Consider the following 23,176-nt stretch of genomic DNA (forward strand, 5'->3'; position numbering starts at 1 on the left):
TTACCGCGTGAGCGCCAGCAGCCCTGATCCCGTCGTCGACGTGTCGGGCTTGGTACGGCGATTCGGGTCGACCACCGCGGTGGACGGGCTGGACCTCCGGCTGGCGCGCGGCCAGGTGCTCGCGCTGCTCGGACCGAACGGCGCCGGCAAGACGACGACCATCGAGATCTGCGAGGGATTCCTCCGCCGCGACGCGGGTTCCGTGCGCGTGCTCGGCCTCGACCCCGCCACCGACAGCGAGAAGCTGCGCCCGCGCATGGGCGTGATGCCCCAGGGCGGCGGCGCGTATCCGGGGGTGCGCGCGGAGGAGATGCTCGCGCTCGTCGCGGCCTGCGCGGCGAACCCCATCGAGCCGGCCTGGCTGATCGGGGTCTTGGGCCTGGACGCCGCCCGGCGGACGCCGTACAAGCGGTTGTCCGGCGGGCAGCAGCAGCGACTGTCGCTGGCGTGCGCGCTGGTCGGCCGCCCGGAGCTGGTGTTCCTCGACGAGCCGACCTCCGGGTTGGACCCGCAGGCACGCCGGCTGGTGTGGGAGTGCGTGGCGGCCCTGCGGGCGGACGGCGTCTCGGTGCTGCTCACCACGCACGCGATGGAGGAGGCCGAGGAGCTGGCCGACCAGGTCGTGATCATCGACCGGGGCCGGGTCGTGGCCGAGGGCAGCCCGCGCCAGCTCACCGCCGAGCAGCCGGACTCCGCGCAGCTGCGGTTCCGCACGAAGCCGGCGCTGGACACGAGCGAGCTGTACGCCGCGCTGCCGGCCGACTGCCGGATCGACGAGCCGACACCGGGCGCCTACGTGGTGTCGGGCCAGGTCGACCCACACGTGGTGTCGACGGTGACCGCCTGGTGCGCGAAGCAAGGCGTGCTGGCCGAGGAGCTGCACGTGGGCCGGCGGAGCCTGGAGGACGTGTTCCTGGAGCTGACGGGACGAGAGCTGCGCTGATGACCACCTTTCCCGCCGGCACGTTCACCCCGGCCCCCGGGCGCGGCCGGATCGCGCGCATGCTCACCGCGCACGTGCGCACCGAGGCGCTGCTGACCCTGCGCAACAGCGAGCAGATCCTGCTGACGCTGCTGATCCCGCTCGCGCTGCTGATCGGGTTGACGCTGCTGGACGTCTTCGACGTGCCCGAGCCGCGTGTCGACTCGGTGGCCCCGCGGATCTTCGCGCTCGCCGTGATGTCCTCGGCGTTCACGGGGCAGGCGATCGCGCTCGGCTTCGACCGGCGCTACGGCGTGCTCAAGCGGCTCGCGGCCACCGCGCTGCCACGCTGGCTGCTCGTGAGCGGACGGACCATCGCCGGGCTCGTGGTGGTCGTCGTGCAGCTGGTCGTGCTCGGCGTCGTCGCGGTCGTGCTCGGCTGGTCACCGTCCCCGGCCGGCATCGGCTGGGCCGTGCTGCTGGTCGTCGTCGGCACGCTGGCGTTCGGCGCGCTGGGGGTGCTGCTCGGCGGCGCGCTCAAGGCCGAGGTCGTCCTCGCGCTCGCGAACATCGTGTGGTTCGTGCTCCTGCTGGCGGGCGGCATCGCCGTGCCGGCCGCGTCGATGCCCGGCGCGCTCGGCGACATCGTGGGCTACCTGCCCTCCGGTGCGCTCGCGGAGGGCATGCGCACGGCGCTCGTCGACGGCGCCGTGCCCGGCTGGCCGGTGTTCGCCGTGCTGGCCGTCTGGGGCGCCGCCGCGGGCCTGCTGGCCGTGCGCACGACCAGGCTCTCCTGAGCCGGCCGGGAGTCCGCCACCGCGGCGCACGGAGCCCCATCAGGGCTCTCAGGTGGCGCTCCACATACGATCGGACGGTGCCGTTCGCGTCCCTGAAGGCCCGCATCGACCGCCTGCCCAGCCCCAGCCGCCGCCTCCAGCTCGGCGTCGCCGTCGCGGTCGTCGCCACGCAGGCGCTCATCGCGATGACCGGGGCGATCGTGCGGGTCACCGGATCCGGGCTCGGCTGCCCGACGTGGCCGCAGTGCCTGCCGGGCAGCATGGTCCCGGAGAGCCATCCCGAGTACGCCACGCTCAACCAGTGGATCGAGTACGGCAACCGCCTGTTCACCGGCATCGTCGGCCTCATCGCCGTCGCCGCGTTCGTGCTGGCGCTGCTGAACAAGCCGCGCGACCGCCGCTACCTGCGGCTGGCGATCGCCATGCCGGTCGGCGTCGCGGTCCAGGCCGTGCTCGGCGGTATCACCGTGCGCATGGACCTGCTGTGGTGGACCGTCGCGATCCACCTGCTCGCCTCGACCGTCATGGTCTGGCTCGCCACCCTGCTCGTGCACGCCATCCCCCGCGAGGACGCGCGGCCCGGGATCGGCAGCCGCACGATCGGCCGCTGGCTCTACGTCCAGACCGCACTGCTCGCCGGCATCCTCGTCACCGGAACGATGGTCACCGGTGCCGGCCCGCACGGCGGTGACCCGGACACTCCGCGGCTCGCGATCCCGGTCGAGACGCTCGCCCACGTGCACGCGTCGTTCCTCTACGCGTTCCTCGGCTCGCTGGTGCTGCTCGGCTTCTGGCTGCGCGGCGTGGCGGACCCGCCGTGGCGCCGCTACCAGGTGCTCGCCGGCGTCGTGCTCGCGCAGGGCACCATCGGCCTGGTGCAGTTCTGGACGGGTGTCCCGGAGCTGCTCGTCTGCCTGCACGTCCTCGGCGCGATGTCCGTCATCGTCGCGACCGCGTCGCTGTGGTGCGGCATTCGCGGCTACGGCCGGGCGTCAGATGTTCATGAAGTCGAGCCCGTCGCGGTGGCGAACCGTCCGCGGACCACATAACGTGTGGAAGGAACCTACGGCTACGTAACCGTAGGTTACGTTGAGAGGCCGCGTCCCGGCCGAGTTACGAGGTCCCCAAGCTCATCACGTCCACGTTGGCGCCAACGCGCGAAGAACCCCGTCCCAAGCCGAAACCCATGATCGGCCGCCGGCGCTCGCTGCCGGAGGCATTCGTCGTCAAGCTGTTCATCCTCATCCCCTTCCTCGCGCTCGTCGCGGCCGTCCCGATGCTGTGGGGATGGGGTCTCGGCTGGACCGACGTCGGGCTCGCCGCCGCCTTCTATCTCGTCTCGTCCCTCGGCGTGACCGTCGGCTACCACCGCCACTTCACCCACGGCGCCTTCAAGGCGACCCGGCCGCTGCGGATCGCGCTGGCCGTCGCCGGCGGCCTCGCCGCGCAGGGCTCGGTCGTCGCCTGGGTCGCCGACCACCGCCGCCACCACGCGTTCTCCGACCGCGAGGGCGACCCCCACTCCCCGTGGCTGTTCGGCACGTCCCCCGCCGCCATCGCCAAGGGCTTCTGGCACGCGCACATGGGGTGGCTCTTCGAACGCGACCAGACCAACGCCGAGCGCTTCGCCCCCGACCTGCTCGCCGACCGAGACATCCGCTTGCTGGACAAGCTGTTCTTCCCGCTGACGTTCGTCACGATGGTGCTGCCGGGCGTGCTCGGCGGGCTCATCACGTGGTCGGTGTGGGGCGGCGTGACCGCGCTGTTCTGGGCCGGCCTCGTGCGGATCGCGTTCCTGCACCACGTGACCTGGTCGGTCAACTCCATCTGCCACATGATCGGCTCGCGGCCGTTCCAGAGCCGCGACCGGGCGGCGAACTTCTGGCCGCTCGCGATCCTTTCCATGGGCGAGTCCTGGCACAACTCGCACCACGCGGATCCCACCTGCGCGCGGCACGGCGTGCTGCGCGGGCAGCTCGACATCTCCGCGCGGCTCATCTGGATCTTCGAGAAGCTCGGCTGGGCCTACGACGTCCGCTGGCCGAAACCGGAACGGCTGGCCGCGAGACGGACCGCCGCCGCGCGTTAGGGTCCCGCAAGCCTGGACGTGGGAACCGCCTGGACCGAACGCGGAGGATGACGTGGCTGAGGCTGTCGTGGTGCGCACCACCGGTGGACCGGAGGTGCTCGAGCTGGCCCAGGTCGACGTGCCGGCGCCCGGTCCGGGCGAGCTCCTGGTCGACGTGGCCGCGGCCGGCGTCAACTACATCGACATCTACTTCCGCGCGGGCGGCTACGCGAAGGAACTCCCGTTCACGCCGGGCAACGAGGGCGCCGGCACGGTCCGCGAGGTCGGTCCGGACGTCGACGGCATCGCGGTAGGCGACCACGTGGCGTGGGCCGACGTGCCGGGCTCGTACGCGCAGCGGACGGTCGTGCCGGCGGCCAAGGTCGTTCAGGTGCCCGGCGGCATCGACGACGAGACCGCCGCGGCGGCGATGCTCCAGGGACTGACCGCGCACTACCTGGTCACGTCCACGTACCCGGTCAAGCCGGGCGACACGGTGCTGGTGCACGCCGCCGCCGGCGGAGTCGGCCTGCTGCTCGTGCAGGCCGCGAAGTCCCGCGGCGGCAAGGTGATCGGCACCGTGTCGACGCCCGAGAAGGAGGCGCTCGCCCGCGAGGCAGGCGCGGACGAGGTCATCCGCTACACCGAGACCGACTTCGCCGAGGAGATCGCTCGGCTCACCGGCGGCGTGGGTGTCGCGGCCGTGTACGACGGCGTCGGCAAGGACACGTTCGACCGCAGCCTCACCTGCCTCGCCACGCGGGGAATGCTGGTGCTCTACGGCGCGTCCAGCGGCCCGGTGCCACCGGTCGACCCACAGCGGCTCAACTCGGGCGGCTCGCTGTTCCTCACCCGCCCGACGCTCGGCCACCACATCGCCACGCCGGACGAGTTCCGCTGGCGCTGCGACGAGCTGTTCTCGGCGATCTCGGCCGGGCGCATCACCGTCCGGATCGGCGCCCGCCACCCGCTCGCCGACGCCCGCAAGGCCCACGAGGACCTCGCCGGCCGGCGGACCACGGGCAAGCTCCTGCTGATCCCGTGAACCGCCGACCCGAGCGGATCAGGCCGGAGTGACCTTCACGGCGTCGATGACGAACACGAGCGTCTCGTCCTGGAGCTCGTTGCCCGAGCCGGCGTAGGCCAGGTCCGGCGGGGCGACGATCAGCCGCCGGCCGCCCTGCTTCATGCCCACCAGGCCCTGGTTCCACGCCTCGATGAGCCCGGAACCCACGGTCGGCACGTCGAGCGGCTGTTGCCCGTAGGAGGTCTCGACCTCCTTGCCGGTCGACCAGGCGGTCAGCGCGTAGTGAGCCTGCATCTGGGCACCCTTGGCGGCCTCCGGGCCGGTGCCCGGCTTCAGGTCCTCGACGATCAGCTTCGTCGGCGCGGAGCAGTTCTTCGGCACGGTGATCGTCGGGTGCTGGTTCGCCGGGCCGGTCACCTTGATGTCCTTGGCGGTGCACTCCACCGCGGTGCTGACGCCGGAGCTCTCCGGTGCACTCGTGGCCGATCCGGGGGCCGACTCCGGCGCCGACGACTCGGGTGCCGACTCCTCGGGCGAGGTCGGCGGCGGGAAGCTCACGACGTCCCCGGGCGGCTCGCTGGATGCCTGCTCGCTGTTGACGCATCCGGCGAGGCTGGACACGAGTGCCACCGCCACGAGGACCTTGCTCACGTTGCGCATGGTTCGCGAGCTTAAAGGTCGCGTTCCGGCGACGATCAGCGGCTGGCGGTAACCGGCCTGATCACTCTTTTCGCCTATTTCTCCGGCCCGTACTCAGCGGTAGAGTAACTCCCCGCGCTCGATCAAATACACAGAGCACTCGTCCGATCGGGCGCCCGCCAAGGAGGTGAACCAGCTTGCCCGCGGAAGCCAAGGGCCTCCGCAAGAACCCGATTCAAGAGATCTTCTGGACCAGAACCGGACTTCTACTCCTGATCTTGTTGGTGATTTCGGGCTCGGCGATGATCGCCACCAGCGGAATGGCCCCGGGAACAGGTAGGAACCTGCTCACCGCCGTTGCCACCGGCACTCTCGTCTCGGCCGTCGTCGGCTTCGGCCAGACGCTGATCACGGCCACCGCCACCCAGCGCGCGATGCTCACCCCGCTGATCGACGAGAGCCGCCAGGCGCTGCGCGACCTGTCAGCCGAGTACCGAGAGATGAACCAGGAGTTCTTCCCGACCCACATCTTCGAGCCGACGGCCGAGCCCAATCCCGCGCTGAACCGGCTGATGATGCAGGATCTGCAGGCCACCCGGCAGTACCTGTTCCGGGGCTTCTCCGGCCGCCACGCGGCCGCCCGGCTGCTGCTGTCGCGGGCCGAGTGGGAGTTCCGGGCCGTGGTCGCCGACCCGCGCAACGCGAGCGCGATCAGCGGACGGGCCCGCTACCTGCTGCGGCACTCCCCTGCCGAGGCGGACTACGACACCATCCACGAACGGCTGCACGAGGACATCCGCATCGGGCTGGTCGGCCTGTACCTCGCCCGCAGCCGCTGTTCCAGGCTCGAGGTCACGGTGATCTCCGACCCGCCGACCGACCGGCTGGAGATCTTCGACGACAGCATCTGGGTGACGCTCTACAGCGACGCCCGGGCCACCGCGGAGTACCCGCGCACGTTGCGGTTCTCCGAGGGGGCGTTCGTCTACACCATGCAGCGCGCGGAGTTCGCCCGTAACTCCGCGTCACCGCACGCGCACCACCTGGTGATCACGCCGGACACCTCGCGCCAGGACTTCATCAAGCAGTTCCAGAAGATCACCGGCAGCCAGCTGACCGAGGAGCAGTTCCTCGAGCTGAGCGCCGAGTTCTACAACTTCCTCCGGGAGTTCGCCGTCACCGCCGAGTTGGGGAGCTGATATCTCGTGCCCATCAGGGTCTCCGCCCTGGGCGAGCTGGCCGAGCAGCTGAGATCGGCCGAGTTCGACCTGTCCCGTCGCTGGGACACCATCGACAAGTGGTTCGAGGCCTGGGCCGAGCGGCCCGGGCTTCGGGCCGACCTGCGCCGCCACCTGCTGGAGTTACCGAACGAGCAGGCGGCCGCGGTGATCAAGCGGTCCCGCGAGACGACGACCCACTTCGCCTGGTGCCTGCGTGACGTACCGAGCGAGCCGTTCACGTTCTGGCTGCACGAGTACAAGGAGCAGCGGGACTGGCGGCAGGGCTACGCCGACTCCGTGCACAACCACCGCTACCACTTCTGCACGACCATCCTGCGCGGCGGCTACCTGCACGAACGCTATGCCGCGACGATCAACCCGGGGACCGAGCTGATCAGGTCGGCGGAGCTGGTGACCGCCACCCCGTGCCCGGTCGGCTCGTCCGCGTTCCTGCTGGCCTCGGACTTCCACCGGATCCCCCGCGCCACCGACGGCACCATGACGTTCCTCGTGAAGTCCCGCCAGGTCACGCCGTGGAGCCTGTCCTACGACCCCGACACCCATGAGAGCCACCGGCACGTGCCGGTCGAGACGAGGCTGGAACACCTGGCCAGCCGTCTGTGACCGCCCGTGCCGGCCTTGCGGAGGCAGTTCGACAGCAGACACGAGCCGTGCGCGGCGTTTACCATCACACCCGGCGCCCGCCGGTCGGGGCGGGGCCGCTGGGGAGGCTCGATGCACACCGAGGACGCCGCACCGGCCAGAACGACCACCCAGGCCGTGGCGCCGGGGGCCCTGGCCTGCGTCGACGCGCAGGTCCGTGAGCTGTGTGCGCGCTACGCGCAGCGGCTGCCCTTCCACGGCTGGCACCACGTGAGCTTCGTGCGGGCCAAGGCCGTCCAGTTCGCCCGGGTCAACGGCGCCGAGGCCAGCGTCGTCGAGACCGCCGCCCTGGTGCACGACGTCAACTACCTCGTCCGGCGCAACTCCGCCGCCGCGGCCGGCGAGGGGCTGCGGCTGGACGTGCTCGCCCGGGCGGGCGTGCGGGCGGACACCGCGCGCTGGATCGACGAGATCGTGGTCGAGGCCGAGATGGCCAACCGCGGCCCGGACATCTCGGTGGAGGCGCAGGCGCTCTCCGACGCCGACACCCTGTTCAAGGCGTTGCCGGTGACCCCGGTCATGCTCTCGCACCGCTACCTCGCGGAGAACGGCATCACGCTGCGCGAGCTGGCGGACAAGATCGTCGGCGAGCAGCAGGCCGCACACGACGAGGGCTACTACTTCTACAACCCGGAGGCGGCCGCGGCCTACTCGCGGTGGGCGTCGACGAACCTCCTGCTGTGGCAGCACATCCGCGAGTCGCTGGACGACCACGACGTCGCGGAGCTGCTCGACGCCGTGACCGCGCTCGGCATCATCGGGGTGCCGCCCGCGTAGTGGCGGCCAGCAGCTCGGTGAGCCGGTCGAGGCCCTCGCCGAGGCCCCGCCGCATGCCCGAGGAGAGCACCGAGTCGCGGATCTCCTTGCTGGGCCAGCGAATCGTGTTGGTCAGCGTGGTGCGGCCGGCGTGCTCGGTGAAGACCAGCGTGCCGACGGACTCGTGCGCGGCCCGCGCCTCGCAGTCCACATTCGACTCCGTGGCCACGATCCGCTCCGGTTCGACGATCTCGAGGTACGTACCGCGCAGCGTCATCGTCGTGCCGCCCGGGCCGCGCATGAGGTAGTACCAGCAACCGCCCGGACGCAGGTCGATCTCGCAGACCTCGAGGCGCCAGGCGTGCGGGCCGAACCAACGCTTGAGGAGCTCGGGGCGGGTGTGCGCCTCGAACACGAGCCGGCGGGGCGCGGCGAACTCCTTGGTGACCAGGATCTCGCGGTCGGTCGGCGTGGTGATGATCACCGGTCCTCCTGCAGCTCGTCGAGCAGCGACTCCAGCCGCTCGTAGCTCTCGGCCCAGAACCGGCGGTAGCCGGCGAGCCAGGTCGTGGCCTCGCGCAGCGGCTCGGCCTCGAGCCGGCAGGGGCGGCGCTGCGCGTCGCGGCCACGGGAGACGAGTCCCGCGCGCTCCAGCACCTTCAGGTGCTTGGAGATGGCCGGCTGGGTCATCTCGAACGGTTCGGCCAGTTCCTTGACCGATGCCTCGCCGTGCGCGAGCCGGGCGAGGATCGCGCGGCGGGTGGGGTCCGCGAGCGCGGCGAACGTCGCGTCGAGGCGGTCGAGGTCGTCGAGCCGGGCGAGGGTCGCGGTCAGTTCCATCACCTCCGGGTTCAATAACCGGACGGTAATGCTGCCGTGCGCGGCGGGTCAACTACGGTTGACCCATGGTCGCGGCGGTCCTGATCGACATCGACGGCGTCCTTACGGTGTCGTGGGAGCCGGTACCCGGCGCGGTCGAGGCCCTCGGCCGCCTGGACGTGCCGTACGCCCTGGTGACGAACACGACCTCACGCACCCGCGACTGGATCGCGACGACGCTGGCCGACGCCGGCTTCCCGGTGGGTGTGGACGACGTCTTCACCGCGCCCGCGGTGACCGCGGCGTACCTTGCCGAGCACCACCCCGGCGCGCGCTGCGCGCTGCTGAACAGCGGCGACCTCGGCGACGACCTCGCCGGCCTCGCGCTCGCCCCGCTCGATGGGTCCACTGTGGACGTAGTGGTCGTCGGTGGCGCCGGGCCGGAGTTCGGCTACGCGGAGCTCAACGCCGCGTTCGGCCACCTGCAGCGGGGTGCCGCGCTGGTCGCGATGGCGCGCAACCTCTACTGGCGCACCTCCGAGGGCCTGCAGCTGGACGGCGGCGCGTTCCTCCTCGGCCTGGAGGCGGCGGCGGGCACCGAGGCGACCGTGGTCGGCAAGCCGTCGCCCGAGTTCTTCACGACCGCGCTGGCCGCCTTGTCCGCATCACCCGAGCAGGCGCTCATGATCGGCGACGACCTCGAAGCCGACGTGCTGGCCGCCCAGCGCGCGGGCCTGACGGGGGTGCTCGTGCGGACCGGCAAGTTCGAGCAGAAGACACTCGAGGACTCCGCCGAGAAGCCCGACCACGTGCTGGACTCCTTCGCGGACCTGCCGGACCTGCTGCGCGAGCTGGGCTAGTGGCTCAGAACGGCCAGCCGAGCACCGGCAGGCCGAGCGCCGAGTCGACGGCGAGCGCGACGAACACCAGCGTCAGGTAGGTGTTCGACATGTGGAAGAGCTTCATCGGCTTGCCCGGCTCGCCGCGCCGCACGGCCGCGTACAGCCGGTGCGCCACCACGAGGAACCAGGCGCCGGAGATCAGCGCGAAGCCCGCGTAGACCAAGCCCGTCGCGGGGACGAGCAGCATGGTCCACACGACCATCACCCACGAGTAGACGACGATCTGGCGCACCACGCGGTCGGCGGTGGTCACCACGGGCAGCATCGGCACGCCCGCCTTGGCGTAGTCGTCGCGGAACTTCATCGCGAGCGCCCAGAAGTGCGGCGGCGTCCAGAAGAAGATCACGCCGAACATGACCAGCGCCGGCCACTCGATCGACCCGGTGACCGCGGACCAGCCGATCACCACCGGCATGCAGCCGGCCGCGCCGCCCCACACGATGTTCTGCGCGGTCCGGCGCTTGAGGATCATCGTGTAGACGAAGACGTAGAACAGGATCGCGCCGACCGCCATCGACGCGGCCAGCAGGTTCGTCGTGGGCCAGAGCCAGGCGAACGAGGCCACGCCGAGCGCCACGCCGAAGATCAGGGCGTTGCGCCGGGGCACCCGGTGCTTGGGCAGCGGGCGGGAGCGGGTGCGCTTCATGACCGCGTCGATGTCGGCGTCCGCCACGCAGTTCAGCGCGTTGGCCGAGCCGGCCGCCATGGTCCCGCCGAACAGCGTGGCGAAGACCAGCCACGGGGACGGGATCCCGCGCTCGGCGAGCATCATCGCCGGCACCGTGGTCACCAGCAGCAGCTCGATGATCCTGGGTTTGGTCAGCGCGAGGTACGCCGACAGCACGTCCCTGCGGCGTCGGGCGCCGCTGACGGCACGACCCGACTCCGCGGCAGCGCTCACCGGCGGCATGTAGCTCCCTGATTGGTCTGTCTGGGCAACGTCCGAATCGTAGCCGCGTGACCATGACCGGCCGTTCGCGGGTGCCTTCGTTAGTCTTGGCGCTGACGAGGTACTACGAGGTAAGACACGCGCGTCGCACCGGTCGAGGGGGCGCGACACGCGGGCCGCTCGCACGTTTCACGCAGTCGAGTAAATGGGAGCCTTGGTCCGTGTCCATCAGCAGTGACGAAATCACCCGCCTGACGACTCCGCACGTCCCGGACGACTGGACGGATCTCGACAAACGCACCGTCGACACCATCCGGGTACTTGCGGCGGACGCGGTGCAGGAAGCGGGCAACGGCCACCCGGGCACCGCCATGAGCCTCGCGCCCACCGCGTACGCCCTGTTCCAGCGCGTCATGCGGCACGACCCCAACGACCCCGAGTGGATCGGGCGGGACCGCTTCGTGCTGTCCGCCGGCCACTCCAGCCTCACGCTCTACCTGCAGCTCTTCCTCTCCGGCTACGGCCTGGAGATCGACGACATCGCCCAGCTGCGCAAGTGGGGCTCCAAGACGCCCGGCCACCCCGAGCACGGCCACACCCGCGGCGTGGAGATCACCACCGGACCGCTCGGCCAGGGCATCGCCTCCGCGGTTGGCATGGCCATGGCCAACCGCCGCGAGCGCGGGCTGTTCGATCCCGACGCGCCACCCGGCGAGAGTGTTTTCGACCACTTCATCTACGTGATCTGCTCCGACGGCGACATCGAGGAGGGCGTCTCGTCCGAGGCGTCCTCGCTCGCCGGCCGCCAGGAGCTCGGCAACCTCGTGGTCATCTACGACGACAACAAGATCTCCATCGAGGACGACACGAACATCGCGCTGTCCGAGGACACCGCCAAGCGCTACGAGGCCTACGGCTGGCACGTCCAGGTCGTGGACGGCGGCGAGGACGTGACCGCGATGCTCGCCGCGATCGAGGCGGCGAAGGCGGAGACCTCGCGGCCCTCGTTCATCCTGCTGCGGACGGTCATCGGCTATCCGGCGCCGAACAAGATGAACACCGGCAAGGCGCACGGCGCGGCGCTGGGCGCGGAAGAGGTCGCCGAGGTCAAGAAGATCCTCGGCTTCGACCCGGACGAGAAGTTCGTCGTCGAGCCCGAGGTGCTCGCCCACGCGCGGATGGTCGCCGAGCGCGGCAAGCAGGCCCGCGCCGAGTGGGAGGTCCGGTTCGACGCGTGGGCCCGGGCCAACGCCGAGCGCAGGGAGCTGCTCGACCGGGCGACGGCCTACCGGCTGCCGGAGGGCTGGGCGAAGAACCTGCCGAGCTGGGACCCGGACGAGAAGGGCCTGGCCACCCGCAAGGCGTCCGGCGAGGTGCTGAGCGCGCTCGCGGACGTGCTGCCCGAGCTGTGGGGCGGCTCCGCGGACCTGGCGGAGAGCAACAACACCACGATGGCCGGCGCCGACTCGTTCGGCCCGCACAAGGCGTCCACAAAGGAGTGGAATGCCTCCCCGTACGGTCGCACGCTGCACTTCGGCGTCCGCGAGCACGCGATGGGCTCGATCCTCAACGGGATCGTGCTGCACGGCCCGACCCGCCCGTACGGCGCGACGTTCCTGGTGTTCAGCGACTACATGCGCCCACCGGTGCGGCTGGCCGCGCTGCAGCAGCTGCCGGTCACGTACGTGTGGACGCACGACTCGATCGGCCTCGGCGAGGACGGCCCGACCCACCAGCCGATCGAGCACCTCGCCGCGTTGCGGGCGATTCCCGGCCTCGTGATGGTTCGTCCCGGTGACGCCAACGAGACCGCCGCCGCGTGGCGCGCGATCCTCGAGCAGCACTCGCAGCCGGTCGGCATGGCCCTGACCCGGCAGAACCTCCCGGTGCTCGAGGGCACGAAGGATCTGGCCGCGGAGGGCGTGCGCCGGGGCGGCTACGTGCTCGCCGACGCTTCCGACGGGGCACCGAAGGTGGTGCTCATCGCCACCGGCTCGGAGCTGCAGATGGCGGTCGAGGCGCGGAAGATGCTCGAGGCCGACGGCGTTGCCACGAGAGTGGTGTCCATGCCGTCCGTCGAGTGGTTCGACGCGCAGGACCAGGCCTACCGCGACGAGGTGCTGCCGCCGTCGGTGCGCGCCCGGGTCGCCGTCGAGGCCGGCGTGGCGCAACCGTGGTACCGGTTCGTCGGCGACGCGGGTGAGATCGTCTCGATCGAACACTTCGGCGCGTCGGCGGACTACCAGACTCTGTTCCGCGAGTTCGGCTTCACCTCCGAAGCGGTGGTGACGGCGGCTCGCACCTCGCTACGGAAATTGGAGGGGTGACGAATGAGTGAGCCACGCGGCTCCCGACCGCACCCAAGGGGAACGGGACGCAACCCAGCCACAGGTACGTGCCGAAGCACAGGGCGACAAACGATGGTGACCACAAGGGTTAATTCCGGAGAGGCGGAACTGGCATGAGTGACAAACTCGCGCAGCTGTCCGAGGCCGGGGTGTCGATCTGGCTCGACGACGTCTCCCGCCGCCGGCTCAACACCGGCAACCTCGCCGAGCTGATCCGCGACAAGCACGTGGTCGGCGTGACCAGCAACCCGACGATCTTCGCGAAGGCGCTCGCCGACGCGGAGGACTACGACGACCAGGTGCGCGAGCTCGCCGATCGCGGCGCCGACCTGGCCGCCGCGGTCAAGGAGATCACCACCACCGACATCCGCAACGCCTGCGACCTGTTCCGCGACGTCTGGCAGGCCACCGGCAGCATCGACGGCCGGGTGTCCATCGAGGTCGACCCGCGGCTCGCGCACGACGCGGACAAGACCGTGGCTGAGGCGCTGGACCTGTGGAAGACCGTCGACCGGCCGAACCTCTACGTGAAGATCCCCGCCACGGCCGCGGGCATCCCCGCGATCACCCGGACGCTGGCCGAGGGCGTCAACGTCAACGTCACGCTGATCTTCTCGGTCGAGCGCTACCGCGAGGTGATGGACGCGTACGTGGCCGGGCTCGAGCAGGCCGCGGCCAATGGGCACGACGTCGCCTCGATCACCTCGGTCGCCTCCTTCTTCGTGTCCCGTGTGGACACCGAGGTCGACAAGCGGCTGGAGAAGATCGGCACCGACGAGGCGAAGGCCCTGCGCGGCAAGGCGGCCGTGGCCAACGCGCGGCTCGCCTACGCGGCGTTCGAGGAGGTCATCGCCGGCGAGCGGTGGCAGGCGCTGGCCGCGAAGGGCGCGCACCCGCAGCGTCCACTGTGGGCCTCGACCGGCGTGAAGAACCCGGACTACGCCGACACGATGTACGTCGACGACCTCGTGGTGGCCGACACGGTCAACACGATGCCGGAGAACACGCTGCACGCCGTCGCCGATCACGGCAAGATCACTGGCGATACCGTGACCGGCACCGCGGGCGAGGCACAGCAGGTGTTCGACGACCTGTCCGCGGTCGGGATCGACGTTCCCGACGTCTTCCGCACGCTCGAGAGCGAAGGCGTGGAGAAGTTCGAGAAGTCCTGGGAAGAGCTGCTCGAGTCGGTCCAGCAGCAGCTGAACGCGGCACACCCGGCAGGGAGCTGAGCACACAGATGACACAGCCGGACGAACGGCCCGAACAGGTGGCCGGGACGGCACAGGAGCGGCTGATGGCCGAGGCCACGCCGCTGATCGAACAACTCATCGGCGACAAGGTCGCGTCCGGGCTCTTCGCCCAGAACCCCACGCTGTGGGGTCCCGAGGCGGAGCCCGAGGCGTCGATCAGGCTGGGCTGGACCGCCCTGCACGAGACGTCCGTGCCGGTGGTGCACGAGATCGAGGCGCTGCGCGAGGAGCTCCGGGCCGAGGGCCTGGACCGGGTCGTGCTCGCCGGCATGGGCGGCTCGTCGCTCGCGCCGGAGGTGATCGCGAACACCGCCGGCGTGCCGCTGGTGGTGCTCGACACGACCGACCCGGGCCAGGTCGCCGACGCGCTGGAGGGGGACCTGTCCCGCACGGTGCTGGTGGTCTCGTCCAAATCGGGATCCACTGTGGAGACCGACAGCCACCGCCGGATCTTCGAGGAGGCGTTCGCCGCGGCCGGCATCGACGCCGCGTCCCGGATGATCGTCGTCACCGACCCGGGCTCGCCGCTCGAGAAGACCGCGACCGAGGCCGGCTACCGCAAGGTGTTCCGGGCCGACCCGAACGTCGGCGGGCGCTACTCCGCGCTCACGGCGTTCGGCCTGGTGCCCTCCGGGCTCGCCGGCGCGGACCTGCGCCCGCTCCTCGACGACGCGCACTCGTCGGCCCCGAAGCTCGGCAGCGACGTCGAGGACAACCCGGCGCTGGTGCTCGCCGCCGCCCTCGGCGCCGCGCACATCGGCGGCGCGGAGAAGGTCGTGCTCGCCGACACCGGCTCGGGCATCAGCGGCTTCGGCGAGTGGGCCGAGCAGCTGATCGCCGAGTCCACCGGCAAGAACGGCACGGGACTGCTGCCGGTGTCGGTCGAGAGCCCGGAGGCACCCGGCTTCGCCGACGCGAGGTCGGACGCGACGCCGGTCGCCATCGGTCCGCCGCCGCAGGGCGTGCTGCTCGCCACCGAGGGCACCGTCGGCGGCCTGATGCTGGTGTGGGAGGCCGCGATCGCGATCGTCGGCCGGCTGCTCGGCATCAACCCGTTCGACCAGCCGGACGTCGAGGCCGCGAAGAAGGCGGCGCGGGCGCTGCTCGACGGGCCGGCCGTCGACCCCGGCGCGCCGTCCTTTGTGGACGGCCCGGTCGAGGTCTACGCGCCGGCGGGCCTGCTCCCGGACGGCGCCGCCACGCTGGGCGACGCGCTCACCGCGCTCCAGGGCGCGGTCCCGGAGTTCGGCTACCTGTCGGTGCAGGCCTACCTGGACCGCATCGCGGACGCGTCCGCGATCGTGCTGCGCCCCGAGCTCGCCCGGCGCACGGGCGTGCAGACGACGTTCGGCTGGGGCCCGCGGTTCCTGCACTCCACCGGCCAGTACCACAAGGGCGGCCACCAGAACGGCGTCTTCCTGCAGCTGACCGGTGCGGTGACCCAGGACCTCCAGGTGCCGGGCCGGCCCTACACGCTGGGCACGCTGCAGCTCGCACAGGCGCTCGGCGACGGCCAGGTGCTGCTCGAGCGGGGGCGGCCGGTGCTGCGGCTGAACTTCACGGACCGGGCCGCGGGCCTGGCACACCTGGTGAAGGCGGTTCAGGAGGTCGGCTCGTGACCCGCAGCTGGACCAACCCGCTGCGCGACGAGCGGGACAAGCGGCTGCCCACCATCGCCGGGCCGTGCGGCCTGGTGATCTTCGGGGTCACCGGTGACCTGTCGCGCAAGAAGCTGATGCCGGCGATCTACGACCTCGCCAACCGCGGCCTGCTGCCGCCCGGCTTCTCGCTCGTCGGCTTCGCCCGGCGGGACTGGGCGGACGAGGACTTCAGCCAGGTCGTCTACGACGCGGTCAAGGAGCACGCCCGCACGCCGTTCCGGCAGTCGGTCTGGGACCGCCTCGCCGAGGGGTGCCGGTTCGTGCAGGGTTCCTTCGACGACGACGTGGCGTTCGACAACCTCGTCACGACGGTGACCGACCTCGACCGCATCCGGGGCACGGCCGGCAACCACGCGTTCTACCTCTCGATCCCACCGGCCGCGTTCCCGAAGGTGATCGAGCAGCTCGCCCGCACCGGGCTCGCGGCCCCGGCGCCGGACCAGTGGCGCCGAGTGGTCATCGAGAAGCCGTTCGGCCACGACCTCGCGAGCGCGAAGCAGCTGAACAAGATCGTCAACGAGATCTTCCCCGAGGAGTCGGTGTTCCGCATCGACCACTACCTCGGCAAGGAGACCGTGCAGAACATCCTGGCGCTGCGCTTCGCGAACCAGCTGTTCGAGCCGATCTGGAACGCCAACTACGTCGACCACGTGCAGATCACGATGGCCGAGGACATCGGCCTCGGCGGTCGCGCCGGCTACTACGACGGCATCGGCGCGGCACGCGACGTGATCCAGAACCACCTGCTGCAACTGCTCGCGCTCACCGCGATGGAGGAGCCGATCTCCTTCGAGCCGAAGGCGGTCCGCGCGGAGAAGGCGAAGGTGCTCGCGGCCACGACGCCGGTCGGCCCGTTCTCGGAGACGACCGCGCGCGGCCAGTACACCGGTGGTTGGCAAGGCGGGCAGAAGGTGCCCGGCCTGCTCGAGGAGGAGGGCTTCGCCAAGGACTCGACGACCGAGACCTTCGCCGCCATCGAGCTCGCGATCGAGACCCGCCGCTGGGCGGGGGTGCCGTTCTTCCTGCGCACCGGCAAGCGGCTGGGCAGGCGCGTCACCGAGATCGCCGTGGTGTTCAAGCGCGCTCCGCACCTGCCGTTCGACGCGACGGCCACCGAGGAGCTCGGCGAGAACGCGATGGTGTTCCGCGTCCAGCCGGACGAGGGTGTCACCATGCGGTTCGGCTCGAAGGTGCCCGGGTCCAAGATGGAGGTCCGGGACGTCAACATGGACTTCAGCTACGGACACTCCTTCACCGAGTCCTCCCCCGAGGCCTACGAGCGGCTGATCCTGGACGTGCTGCTCGGAGAGCCGTCGCTGTTCCCGATGAACGACGAGGTCGAGCGTTCGTGGGAGATCCTCGACCCCATCATCAAGGCGTGGCACGCCCACGGGAAGCCGGAGCCCTACCAGGCGGGCACCTGGGGCCCCGAGTCGGCCACGCGCATGCTCGCCCGCACCGGCCGGCACTGGAGGCGTCCGTGATCATCGACCTGCCCGCCACCACGACGTCGCAGGTGAACAGCAAGCTGGTCCACCTGCGCGAGCAGGGCGGCGCGAACACGATCGGCCGCGTGCTGACGCTGGTGATCGTCACCGACGACGACCAGCGCACCGAAGAGGTCATCGACGCGGCCAACCACGCGAGCCGCGAGCACCCCTGCCGGGTGATCGTGTTGGCGCGTGGGGCGAAGAAGGCCGCGCCGCGGCTGGACGCGCAGATCCGCGTCGGGGGCGACGCGGGCGCGAGCGAGGTCATCGTGCTGCGGCTCTACGGCGCGCTCGCGAACGAGGGCGCGTCGTGCGTCGTGCCGCTGCTGCTGCCCGACGCGCCGGTCGTGGCGTGGTGGCCGTTCGAGGCGCCGGACGTACCCGCCGACGACTCGATCGGCAGGCTCGCGACACGCCGGATCACCGACTCCGCGACCGCGCGGAACCCGACGAAGGCGCTCGTCGCACGCGCGCAGTCGTACCGGCCCGGCGACACCGACCTCGCGTGGACGCGGCTGACGCTGTGGCGCGCCGTGCTGGCGTCCGCATTGGACCTGCCGCCGTACGAGCGGGTCTCCGCGGCCACGGTCGCGGGCGAGGGCGACTCCCCGTCCGCGGACCTGCTCGCGGCGTGGCTCGCGGCCCGGCTGCGGATGCCCGTGCAACGGCTGAAGGCCCGCTACGGGGAAGGCATCGTCAAGGTGGAGTTCCAGCGCCGGTCCGGCCCGGTCGAGCTGCACCGCCCGGACGGCACGGTCGGCGAGCTGACCCAGCCGGGCCAGCCGCCGCGGCGGGTCGCGCTGCAGCGCCGTCCGGTGCGCGACTGCATCGCCGAGGAGCTGCGCCGGCTCGACGCCGACGAGATCTACGAGCAGGCGTTGAAGGCCCTCCCGAAGGTCGAGCGCCGAGCCCGGGGCACGAGCACCGCACGGAAGAACGGCACCAACGCCGCGGCGGCACGCAAGTCGTCGTCGAGCTCGTCCACGACCGCGGCGAACGAAACGCCGGCCAAGTCCGGTTCGCCGGCCAAGAACACGACGGCGAAGACGGCGAAGACCACGAAGACCAAGGCCGGGGCCAGGTCGTGAGCGCGCCTCAGGTCGTCGCGTACGGCAGCCCCGAGCTGCTCGCTGCGGCGACCGCGGCGCGCCTGGTGACCCGCCTGGTCGACGTGCAGGCGGCCAGCGGTGTGGCCTCGGTGGTGCTCACCGGCGGGCGGACCGGCATCGCGGTGCTGGAGCAGCTGCGTGCCGCGCCGGCCCGCGACGCGATCGACTGGTCGCATGTGGACATGTACTGGGGGGACGAGCGCTTCCTGCCGGCCGGGCATCCGGACCGCAACGACACGCAGGCACGCGCGGCACTGCTCGACCACGTGCCGCTGAACCCCGCGCGGGTGCACCCGATGCCGCCGTCGGACGCGGTGCCGACCCCGGAGGAGTCGGCCGAGGGCTACGCGGAGCTGCTCGCCGGAGCCGCGCAGCCGCAGGACCACTACCCGGTGCCGAGCTTCGACGTGTGCCTGCTCGGCGTCGGCGAGGAGGGCCACACGGCGTCGATCTTCCCGGACTCGCCCGCGGTCTACGAGACGGACCGCTCGGTCGTCGCGGTGCACGGCTGCCCGAAGCCGCCGCCGGTGCGCGTCTCGCTCACGCTGCCGGCGATCCACCGGGCGACCGAGGTGTGGCTGATCACGAGCGGCGAGAGCAAGGCCGCGGCCGTGAACATGGCGCTGAGCGGCGCCGGCGAGGTCGCGATCCCCGCCGCCGGCGCGCGCGGGCAGCGGCGCACGCTCTGGCTATTGGACAAGGCGGCCGCCGCGAAGGTCCCGGGACTGCCCTCCCTGCCGGCGAGCTGACCGCCCGCGAGCCGCATTCGGCCATCGAAACGATTAATCGAACACGGAATGTCATATTCCTGACCGGCACGTGGCCGAAATCGGGTTCTCGACGCCCTTATGTGCCTGTTGACCAGCGAAAACGCGCTGACCCGATCGGCCCAACCACGCTCACCGTTTCGGCCCTCGCGCGCGTCCGAATGACGCAAACCGGTAACTGGTGATTTGCTCCAGCACAGTTATCTGTAATGAAACGTCCCATGGAAGCGATGCTTCTGTCTTCAATGGTGCGGAGCAAAACTCCGGAGGGAGGTCGAGAGATGTCGCAACGGCAACAGCACCACCCTGCCACAGCGCGCCACAGCGCGCTCACGGGGATGGAGCTGCCGCGACAACGTGCCGGTTCCCGCGAGCTGCCCGTTCGAGACGCCGCGGAGGGAGAGACCGGCACCCCGGAAGGAGGTAGCGCCCTGGTCACCTCAACGCTGACCCCACCGATCGACGAGTTCCGGCTCATTCCCCGACCGCAGCTGGTGACGCGCGCACTGCCCGGCTGGGTCAAGAGGTTCCGTGCCAACCCCAGAGCCAAGAACATCACGTCCGACGTCGTCGCGGTGGTGCTCGCCGTGCTCGACGTGTGGCTGGTGATCCCCGAGGACGCGCCCGGTTACTCCTTGCCCCTGTCCGGCGCCGCGGTGGCCGCCATGGTCATGCGGCGGCACTGGCCGTTCCTCGCCGTCCTCGTCACCGTCCCCGGCTTCCTCACCGGCTGGTCGCAGCTGGCCGCGATGGTCGCGCTGGGCACGCTGGCCAAGCGCCGTGGCTGGAACTGGCAGCTGGTCGTCGGTTCCATCCTCGTGTTCCTCTGCTACGTGATCATCTGGCCGCTCAGCGACTTCGTGACGATGACCTGGCGCGAGCACGCCCTCGACGTGATCTGGGGCGTCATCGTGGCCGGCATGCCGGTCGCCATCGGCCTGCTGATCACGGCCCGCAAGGAGCTCTCCGCGCGCATCACCGAGCTGGCCAACAGCCGGGAGCGGGAGAAGGCCCTCTACGCGGAGACCGTGCGGGCCGCCGAGCGGACCAAGCTCGCCCGCGAGATGCACGACGTCGTGTCCCACCAGGTCACGCTGATCGCCATGCAGGCGGGTGCGCTGCAGGTCGCCGCGAACGACGAGCGCTCCAAGGAGACCGCCACCACGATCCGCAGGCTGTCCACGCGCACGCTCGAGGAGCTGCGCAGTCTGGTCGGCGTGCTGCGGTCGGGCGTCGGCGGCGAGGGCCAGCAGCCCGGCCTGGAGCGGTTGCCCGACCTGGTGAGCAACTTCCGCAGCGACGCGGTCCCGGTGGCACTCGACATGAAGGCCGAGCCGTCCCGCTTACCCCGCTCCGTCTCGCACGCGGTCTACCGCACCGTGCAGGAGGCGCTGACGAACGTGCGCAAGCACGCGGGGGGTGCGCGCGCTTCGGTCAAGGTGACGGCCCAGAAGGACATCCTCGTCGTCGAGGTGCGCAACGAGCGAGCCGGTGGACGCAGCCCGGTACTGCCGTCCGGCGGACACGGACTGATCGGTCTCCGGGAGCGAGCGGGACTCCTCGGCGGCACCTTCCAGGCGGGCCCCACCTCCGAGGGCGGGTTCCGCGTGTCGGCCACGTACCCACTGGCCGGCTGACAGACACGGGCCCCGGCAGCTGGTCCTCCCCCTCACCGGCTGCCGGGGCCCGCTCCACACGTGCGGAAGGCCGCCGCACGGACGAACCCGTGCGGCGGCCTTCTGCGTGCTTCTGTGGCGCTTCTGCGCGCTCTCAGCCCTCGCGCTGCTTGCGCAGCTTCGCCAGCGCCTCGGCGAGGATGGCCTCGCCGTCGGCGTCCGAGCGGCGCTCCTTCACGTACGCGAGGTGCGTCTTGTACGGCTCGTTGCGCGGAGCCTTCGGCGGCTCCTGCTCGTCCCGGCCACCGGGCAGCCCGCAGCGTGGGCAGTCCCACGACTCAGGCTCCTCGGCGTCGAGCGCGAACGACGGGCGCGACTCGTGCCCGTTCGCGCACCAGTAGGAGACGCGGCGGCGCGGCGCTGCCTCGCCGCGCTCCGACTCGCCCATGGGACCGGCGCCGACCCGAGTACCTCGAATCGCACTACCACCAGCCATTGACTCTCACACCCCCAACAAGGTGTCCACTGCCCGGAAAATGCCTGGTAAAGAGATGTGCGGAAGCCGCACCAAAGCGTGCGTGCGGGTCGCCGGTCAGGCGACCTTGATCAGCAGGCCCAGTCCGATCACACAGATTAGCCAGATGGCGCCGATGAACAGCGTCGCCCGGTCGAGGTTCTTCTCCGCGACGCTCGAGCCGGCCAGGCTCGACTGCATGCCGCCGCCGAACAGCGACGACAGACCGCCACCCCGGCCCCGGTGCAGCAGCACCAGCAGAATCAGCAGCACGCTGGTGACGATCAGCACGATCTGCAGCGCTAGAACCATCTCATCCTCGCTGTCGAACCCGACGTCCGCGTTCGCGGTGAAGCCACAGGCTACCTGGTGGCCGGAGATCGTCCGACGGTGCCCCCGGCCGGTCCTGAAGGAAATTGTTGCGCAGGGGAACAAATTGGTCAATACTCGACGAACAGCTGGTCGGCCCTTCGGGACAAGGGACGGCAAAGGGAACCGCGTGGCCTTCACTGTCCAACTTGGACAGCCGACAACGATGCCGGAAAGAAGGAGAGCGGTTCCCATGATCACGCGACGAACGTTTCTCGGAGGGCTGGCGGTCGCGGCTGCCGGCGTTCCACTCGCCGCGAACGGCGTCCTCGCCGCCGGGCGGCCGGGCACGACGGCGGCCATGTCGCTGACCCTGGCCGACGAGTCCGGCCGGGGACCGGTGTGGACGTACGTGGTCGGCACGGACCTCGCGACCGGACGGCAGTGCCGGCTCTCGGCGGAGGGCCGGCTCCTCGCGGTGTCGGAAGCCGACAACGGGCCGGACGGCTACACCGACTACTCGATCCCGGTCGAGGGCGGCGGCACGACACTGTCGCTGCCGCAGGGCATGTCCGGCCGGATCTACCTGGCGATCGGCGAGAAGCTGAAGTTCCGTTGCAACCCGGGCAACGCGCTCGCCTACCCCGCCGGCTGGGTGTCGTCGGATCCGAACTACCCGGTCCTGCACGACTGCGCGGAGTTCACCTACGACGGCGCCGGCATGCACTGCAACACGACGATGGTCGACATGCTGTCGGTGCCGCTCGCGATCTCACTGACCGGCTCCCGCCAGCAGACCACCGGGCGACTGCGCGACGGCGGCCGCGCCGCGGTGTTCTCCGCGTTGGCCGGGCAGGCCGGGTTCGGCGGCCTGGTGCTCGAGGACCTGCGGGTCATCTCTCCCGGTCACGGCATCGACGCCGGCCGGTTCGCGGCCGACTACCTCGCCGGCTACGTCGACGAGGTGTGGGCGCATTACGCCGCGAACACGATGACCGTGACCGCCGGGGCGAACACGTTCACCGGCCAGGTGTCGGGCGGGCAGTTCGTGTTCTCCGGCGGCGTCCGCCCGTTCAGCAAACCGTCCACACGCGACGTGGTGTTCTGCGACGGCGCGCTGGCCGCACCCAACGACGGCGTCACGGGTCCGGTCGCGGCCGCGCTCGGCGCCGGGTTCAACCGGGGCGTGCTGACCGACACCGGTGCGCAGCCGGTCGCCGGCGCGGGGACCTACTACCGGCGCGGCGCCACCAACCACTACTCGCGCGTGATGCACGAGAACACCGTGGACGGTGACGCGTACGGGTTCGCCTTCGACGACGTGTGCGAGCACGCGTCCTACATCGAGGACCCGGCCCCGACGTCGATGACCGTGACGATCACGCCGTTCTAGCGCAAGCCTTCGCG

The 23,176-nt window shown here is 70.9% G+C and carries 23 protein-coding genes; 17 read left to right on the forward strand and 6 right to left on the reverse strand.

Annotated elements, in window-relative coordinates:
- Positions 1-7: 7 nt before the first annotated feature.
- The 5 genes from VH969_RS04370 (at position 8) to VH969_RS04390 (ending at position 4,832) form a co-directional block, all read left to right on the forward strand.
- On the forward strand, positions 8-943 hold the full coding sequence (locus VH969_RS04370; RefSeq protein WP_331970723.1) for an ABC transporter ATP-binding protein: 936 nt from the start codon (positions 8-10) through the stop codon (positions 941-943).
- The gene (locus VH969_RS04375; protein ID WP_331970727.1) at positions 943-1,719 is read left to right on the forward strand and encodes an ABC transporter permease; all 777 of its coding nucleotides are present in this window, start codon (positions 943-945) and stop codon (positions 1,717-1,719) included. Before VH969_RS04370 ends, VH969_RS04375 begins: the two co-directional genes overlap by 1 nt.
- Before the next feature lie 77 nt (positions 1,720-1,796).
- A complete protein-coding gene (locus VH969_RS04380) occupies positions 1,797-2,768 on the forward strand; it encodes a COX15/CtaA family protein (RefSeq protein WP_331970730.1) in 972 nt (323 codons plus the stop codon).
- Positions 2,769-2,905: 137 nt separating this feature from the next.
- Positions 2,906-3,808 carry an acyl-CoA desaturase gene (locus VH969_RS04385; protein WP_331970732.1) on the forward strand — a complete coding sequence of 301 codons (903 nt, stop codon included), beginning with the start codon at positions 2,906-2,908 and terminating at the stop codon, positions 3,806-3,808.
- Between the two features lie 52 nt (positions 3,809-3,860).
- Positions 3,861-4,832: a quinone oxidoreductase family protein gene (locus VH969_RS04390; RefSeq protein ID WP_331970735.1), complete on the forward strand. Its 972-nt coding sequence runs from the start codon at positions 3,861-3,863 to the stop codon at positions 4,830-4,832.
- A gap of 18 nt (positions 4,833-4,850) precedes the next feature.
- Here VH969_RS04390 and VH969_RS04395 read toward each other — a convergent pair whose 3' ends face one another.
- Complete coding sequence (locus VH969_RS04395; protein ID WP_331970737.1) at positions 4,851-5,474, reverse strand: FKBP-type peptidyl-prolyl cis-trans isomerase; 624 nt, start codon at positions 5,472-5,474, stop codon at positions 4,851-4,853.
- Between the two features lie 257 nt (positions 5,475-5,731).
- Here VH969_RS04395 and VH969_RS04400 point away from each other — a divergent pair, with 257 nt between their 5' ends.
- From VH969_RS04400 to VH969_RS04410, 3 genes are all read left to right on the forward strand, one after another.
- Positions 5,732-6,652, forward strand: a complete 921-nt coding sequence (locus tag VH969_RS04400; protein ID WP_331970739.1) for a hypothetical protein — start codon at positions 5,732-5,734, stop codon at positions 6,650-6,652.
- 6 nt (positions 6,653-6,658) lie between these two features.
- Positions 6,659-7,297, forward strand: a complete 639-nt coding sequence (locus VH969_RS04405) for a hypothetical protein (protein ID WP_331970742.1) — start codon at positions 6,659-6,661, stop codon at positions 7,295-7,297.
- 111 nt (positions 7,298-7,408) lie between these two features.
- Positions 7,409-8,113, forward strand: a complete 705-nt coding sequence (locus VH969_RS04410; protein WP_331970745.1) for an HD domain-containing protein — start codon at positions 7,409-7,411, stop codon at positions 8,111-8,113.
- Here the strand turns inward: VH969_RS04410 and VH969_RS04415 are convergent.
- On the reverse strand, positions 8,091-8,576 hold the full coding sequence (locus VH969_RS04415) for an SRPBCC family protein (protein WP_331970748.1): 486 nt from the start codon (positions 8,574-8,576) through the stop codon (positions 8,091-8,093). The two genes, VH969_RS04410 and VH969_RS04415, sit on opposite strands and share 23 nt — an antisense overlap.
- On the reverse strand, positions 8,573-8,932 hold the full coding sequence (locus tag VH969_RS04420) for an ArsR/SmtB family transcription factor (RefSeq protein ID WP_331970845.1): 360 nt from the start codon (positions 8,930-8,932) through the stop codon (positions 8,573-8,575). Before VH969_RS04420 ends, VH969_RS04415 begins: the two co-directional genes overlap by 4 nt.
- Positions 8,933-8,997: 65 nt before the next feature.
- Here VH969_RS04420 and VH969_RS04425 point away from each other — a divergent pair, with 65 nt between their 5' ends.
- Positions 8,998-9,771 carry an HAD-IIA family hydrolase gene (locus tag VH969_RS04425; RefSeq protein ID WP_331970751.1) on the forward strand — a complete coding sequence of 258 codons (774 nt, stop codon included), beginning with the start codon at positions 8,998-9,000 and terminating at the stop codon, positions 9,769-9,771.
- Positions 9,772-9,775: 4 nt separating this feature from the next.
- Here VH969_RS04425 and VH969_RS04430 read toward each other — a convergent pair whose 3' ends face one another.
- Positions 9,776-10,723 carry a heme o synthase gene (locus VH969_RS04430; protein ID WP_331970753.1) on the reverse strand — a complete coding sequence of 316 codons (948 nt, stop codon included), beginning with the start codon at positions 10,721-10,723 and terminating at the stop codon, positions 9,776-9,778.
- Between the two features lie 200 nt (positions 10,724-10,923).
- On the opposite strand from VH969_RS04430, the gene tkt reads away from it, so the two are divergent.
- The 7 genes from tkt (at position 10,924) to VH969_RS04465 (ending at position 20,967) form a co-directional block, all read left to right on the forward strand.
- A complete protein-coding gene (gene tkt, locus VH969_RS04435; protein ID WP_331970756.1) occupies positions 10,924-13,029 on the forward strand; it encodes a transketolase in 2,106 nt (701 codons plus the stop codon).
- A gap of 134 nt (positions 13,030-13,163) precedes the next feature.
- On the forward strand, positions 13,164-14,282 hold the full coding sequence (gene tal / locus VH969_RS04440) for a transaldolase (protein ID WP_331970759.1): 1,119 nt from the start codon (positions 13,164-13,166) through the stop codon (positions 14,280-14,282).
- An 8-nt stretch (positions 14,283-14,290) separates the two neighbouring features.
- Positions 14,291-15,922: a phosphoglucose isomerase-related protein gene (locus VH969_RS04445; protein WP_414638424.1), complete on the forward strand. Its 1,632-nt coding sequence runs from the start codon at positions 14,291-14,293 to the stop codon at positions 15,920-15,922.
- The gene (gene zwf, locus VH969_RS04450) at positions 15,919-17,448 is read left to right on the forward strand and encodes a glucose-6-phosphate dehydrogenase (protein ID WP_331970762.1); all 1,530 of its coding nucleotides are present in this window, start codon (positions 15,919-15,921) and stop codon (positions 17,446-17,448) included. The genes VH969_RS04445 and zwf overlap by 4 nt, the downstream gene beginning before the upstream one ends.
- The gene (gene opcA / locus VH969_RS04455) at positions 17,445-18,542 is read left to right on the forward strand and encodes a glucose-6-phosphate dehydrogenase assembly protein OpcA (protein WP_331970765.1); all 1,098 of its coding nucleotides are present in this window, start codon (positions 17,445-17,447) and stop codon (positions 18,540-18,542) included. Before zwf ends, opcA begins: the two co-directional genes overlap by 4 nt.
- Entirely contained in the window at positions 18,539-19,312 is a 774-nt protein-coding gene (gene pgl / locus VH969_RS04460) for a 6-phosphogluconolactonase (protein WP_331970768.1), read from the forward strand. Before opcA ends, pgl begins: the two co-directional genes overlap by 4 nt.
- Before the next feature lie 356 nt (positions 19,313-19,668).
- Positions 19,669-20,967, forward strand: a complete 1,299-nt coding sequence (locus VH969_RS04465; protein ID WP_331970770.1) for a sensor histidine kinase — start codon at positions 19,669-19,671, stop codon at positions 20,965-20,967.
- 133 nt (positions 20,968-21,100) lie between these two features.
- Here the strand turns inward: VH969_RS04465 and VH969_RS04470 are convergent, their stop codons facing one another.
- Together VH969_RS04470 and secG are read right to left on the reverse strand one after the other, a co-directional pair.
- Complete coding sequence (locus VH969_RS04470; RefSeq protein WP_331970773.1) at positions 21,101-21,442, reverse strand: RNA polymerase-binding protein RbpA; 342 nt, start codon at positions 21,440-21,442, stop codon at positions 21,101-21,103.
- A 96-nt stretch (positions 21,443-21,538) separates the two neighbouring features.
- Entirely contained in the window at positions 21,539-21,772 is a 234-nt protein-coding gene (secG, locus tag VH969_RS04475; protein WP_331970776.1) for a preprotein translocase subunit SecG, read from the reverse strand.
- A 250-nt stretch (positions 21,773-22,022) separates the two neighbouring features.
- On the opposite strand from secG, the gene VH969_RS04480 reads away from it, so the two are divergent.
- The gene (locus VH969_RS04480) at positions 22,023-23,162 is read left to right on the forward strand and encodes a beta-1,3-glucanase family protein (protein WP_331970779.1); all 1,140 of its coding nucleotides are present in this window, start codon (positions 22,023-22,025) and stop codon (positions 23,160-23,162) included.
- Positions 23,163-23,176: the final 14 nt, after the last annotated feature.

Origin of the sequence: Actinophytocola sp., assembly GCF_036555685.1 — a bacterium.
Classification (GTDB): domain Bacteria; phylum Actinomycetota; class Actinomycetes; order Mycobacteriales; family Pseudonocardiaceae; genus Actinophytocola.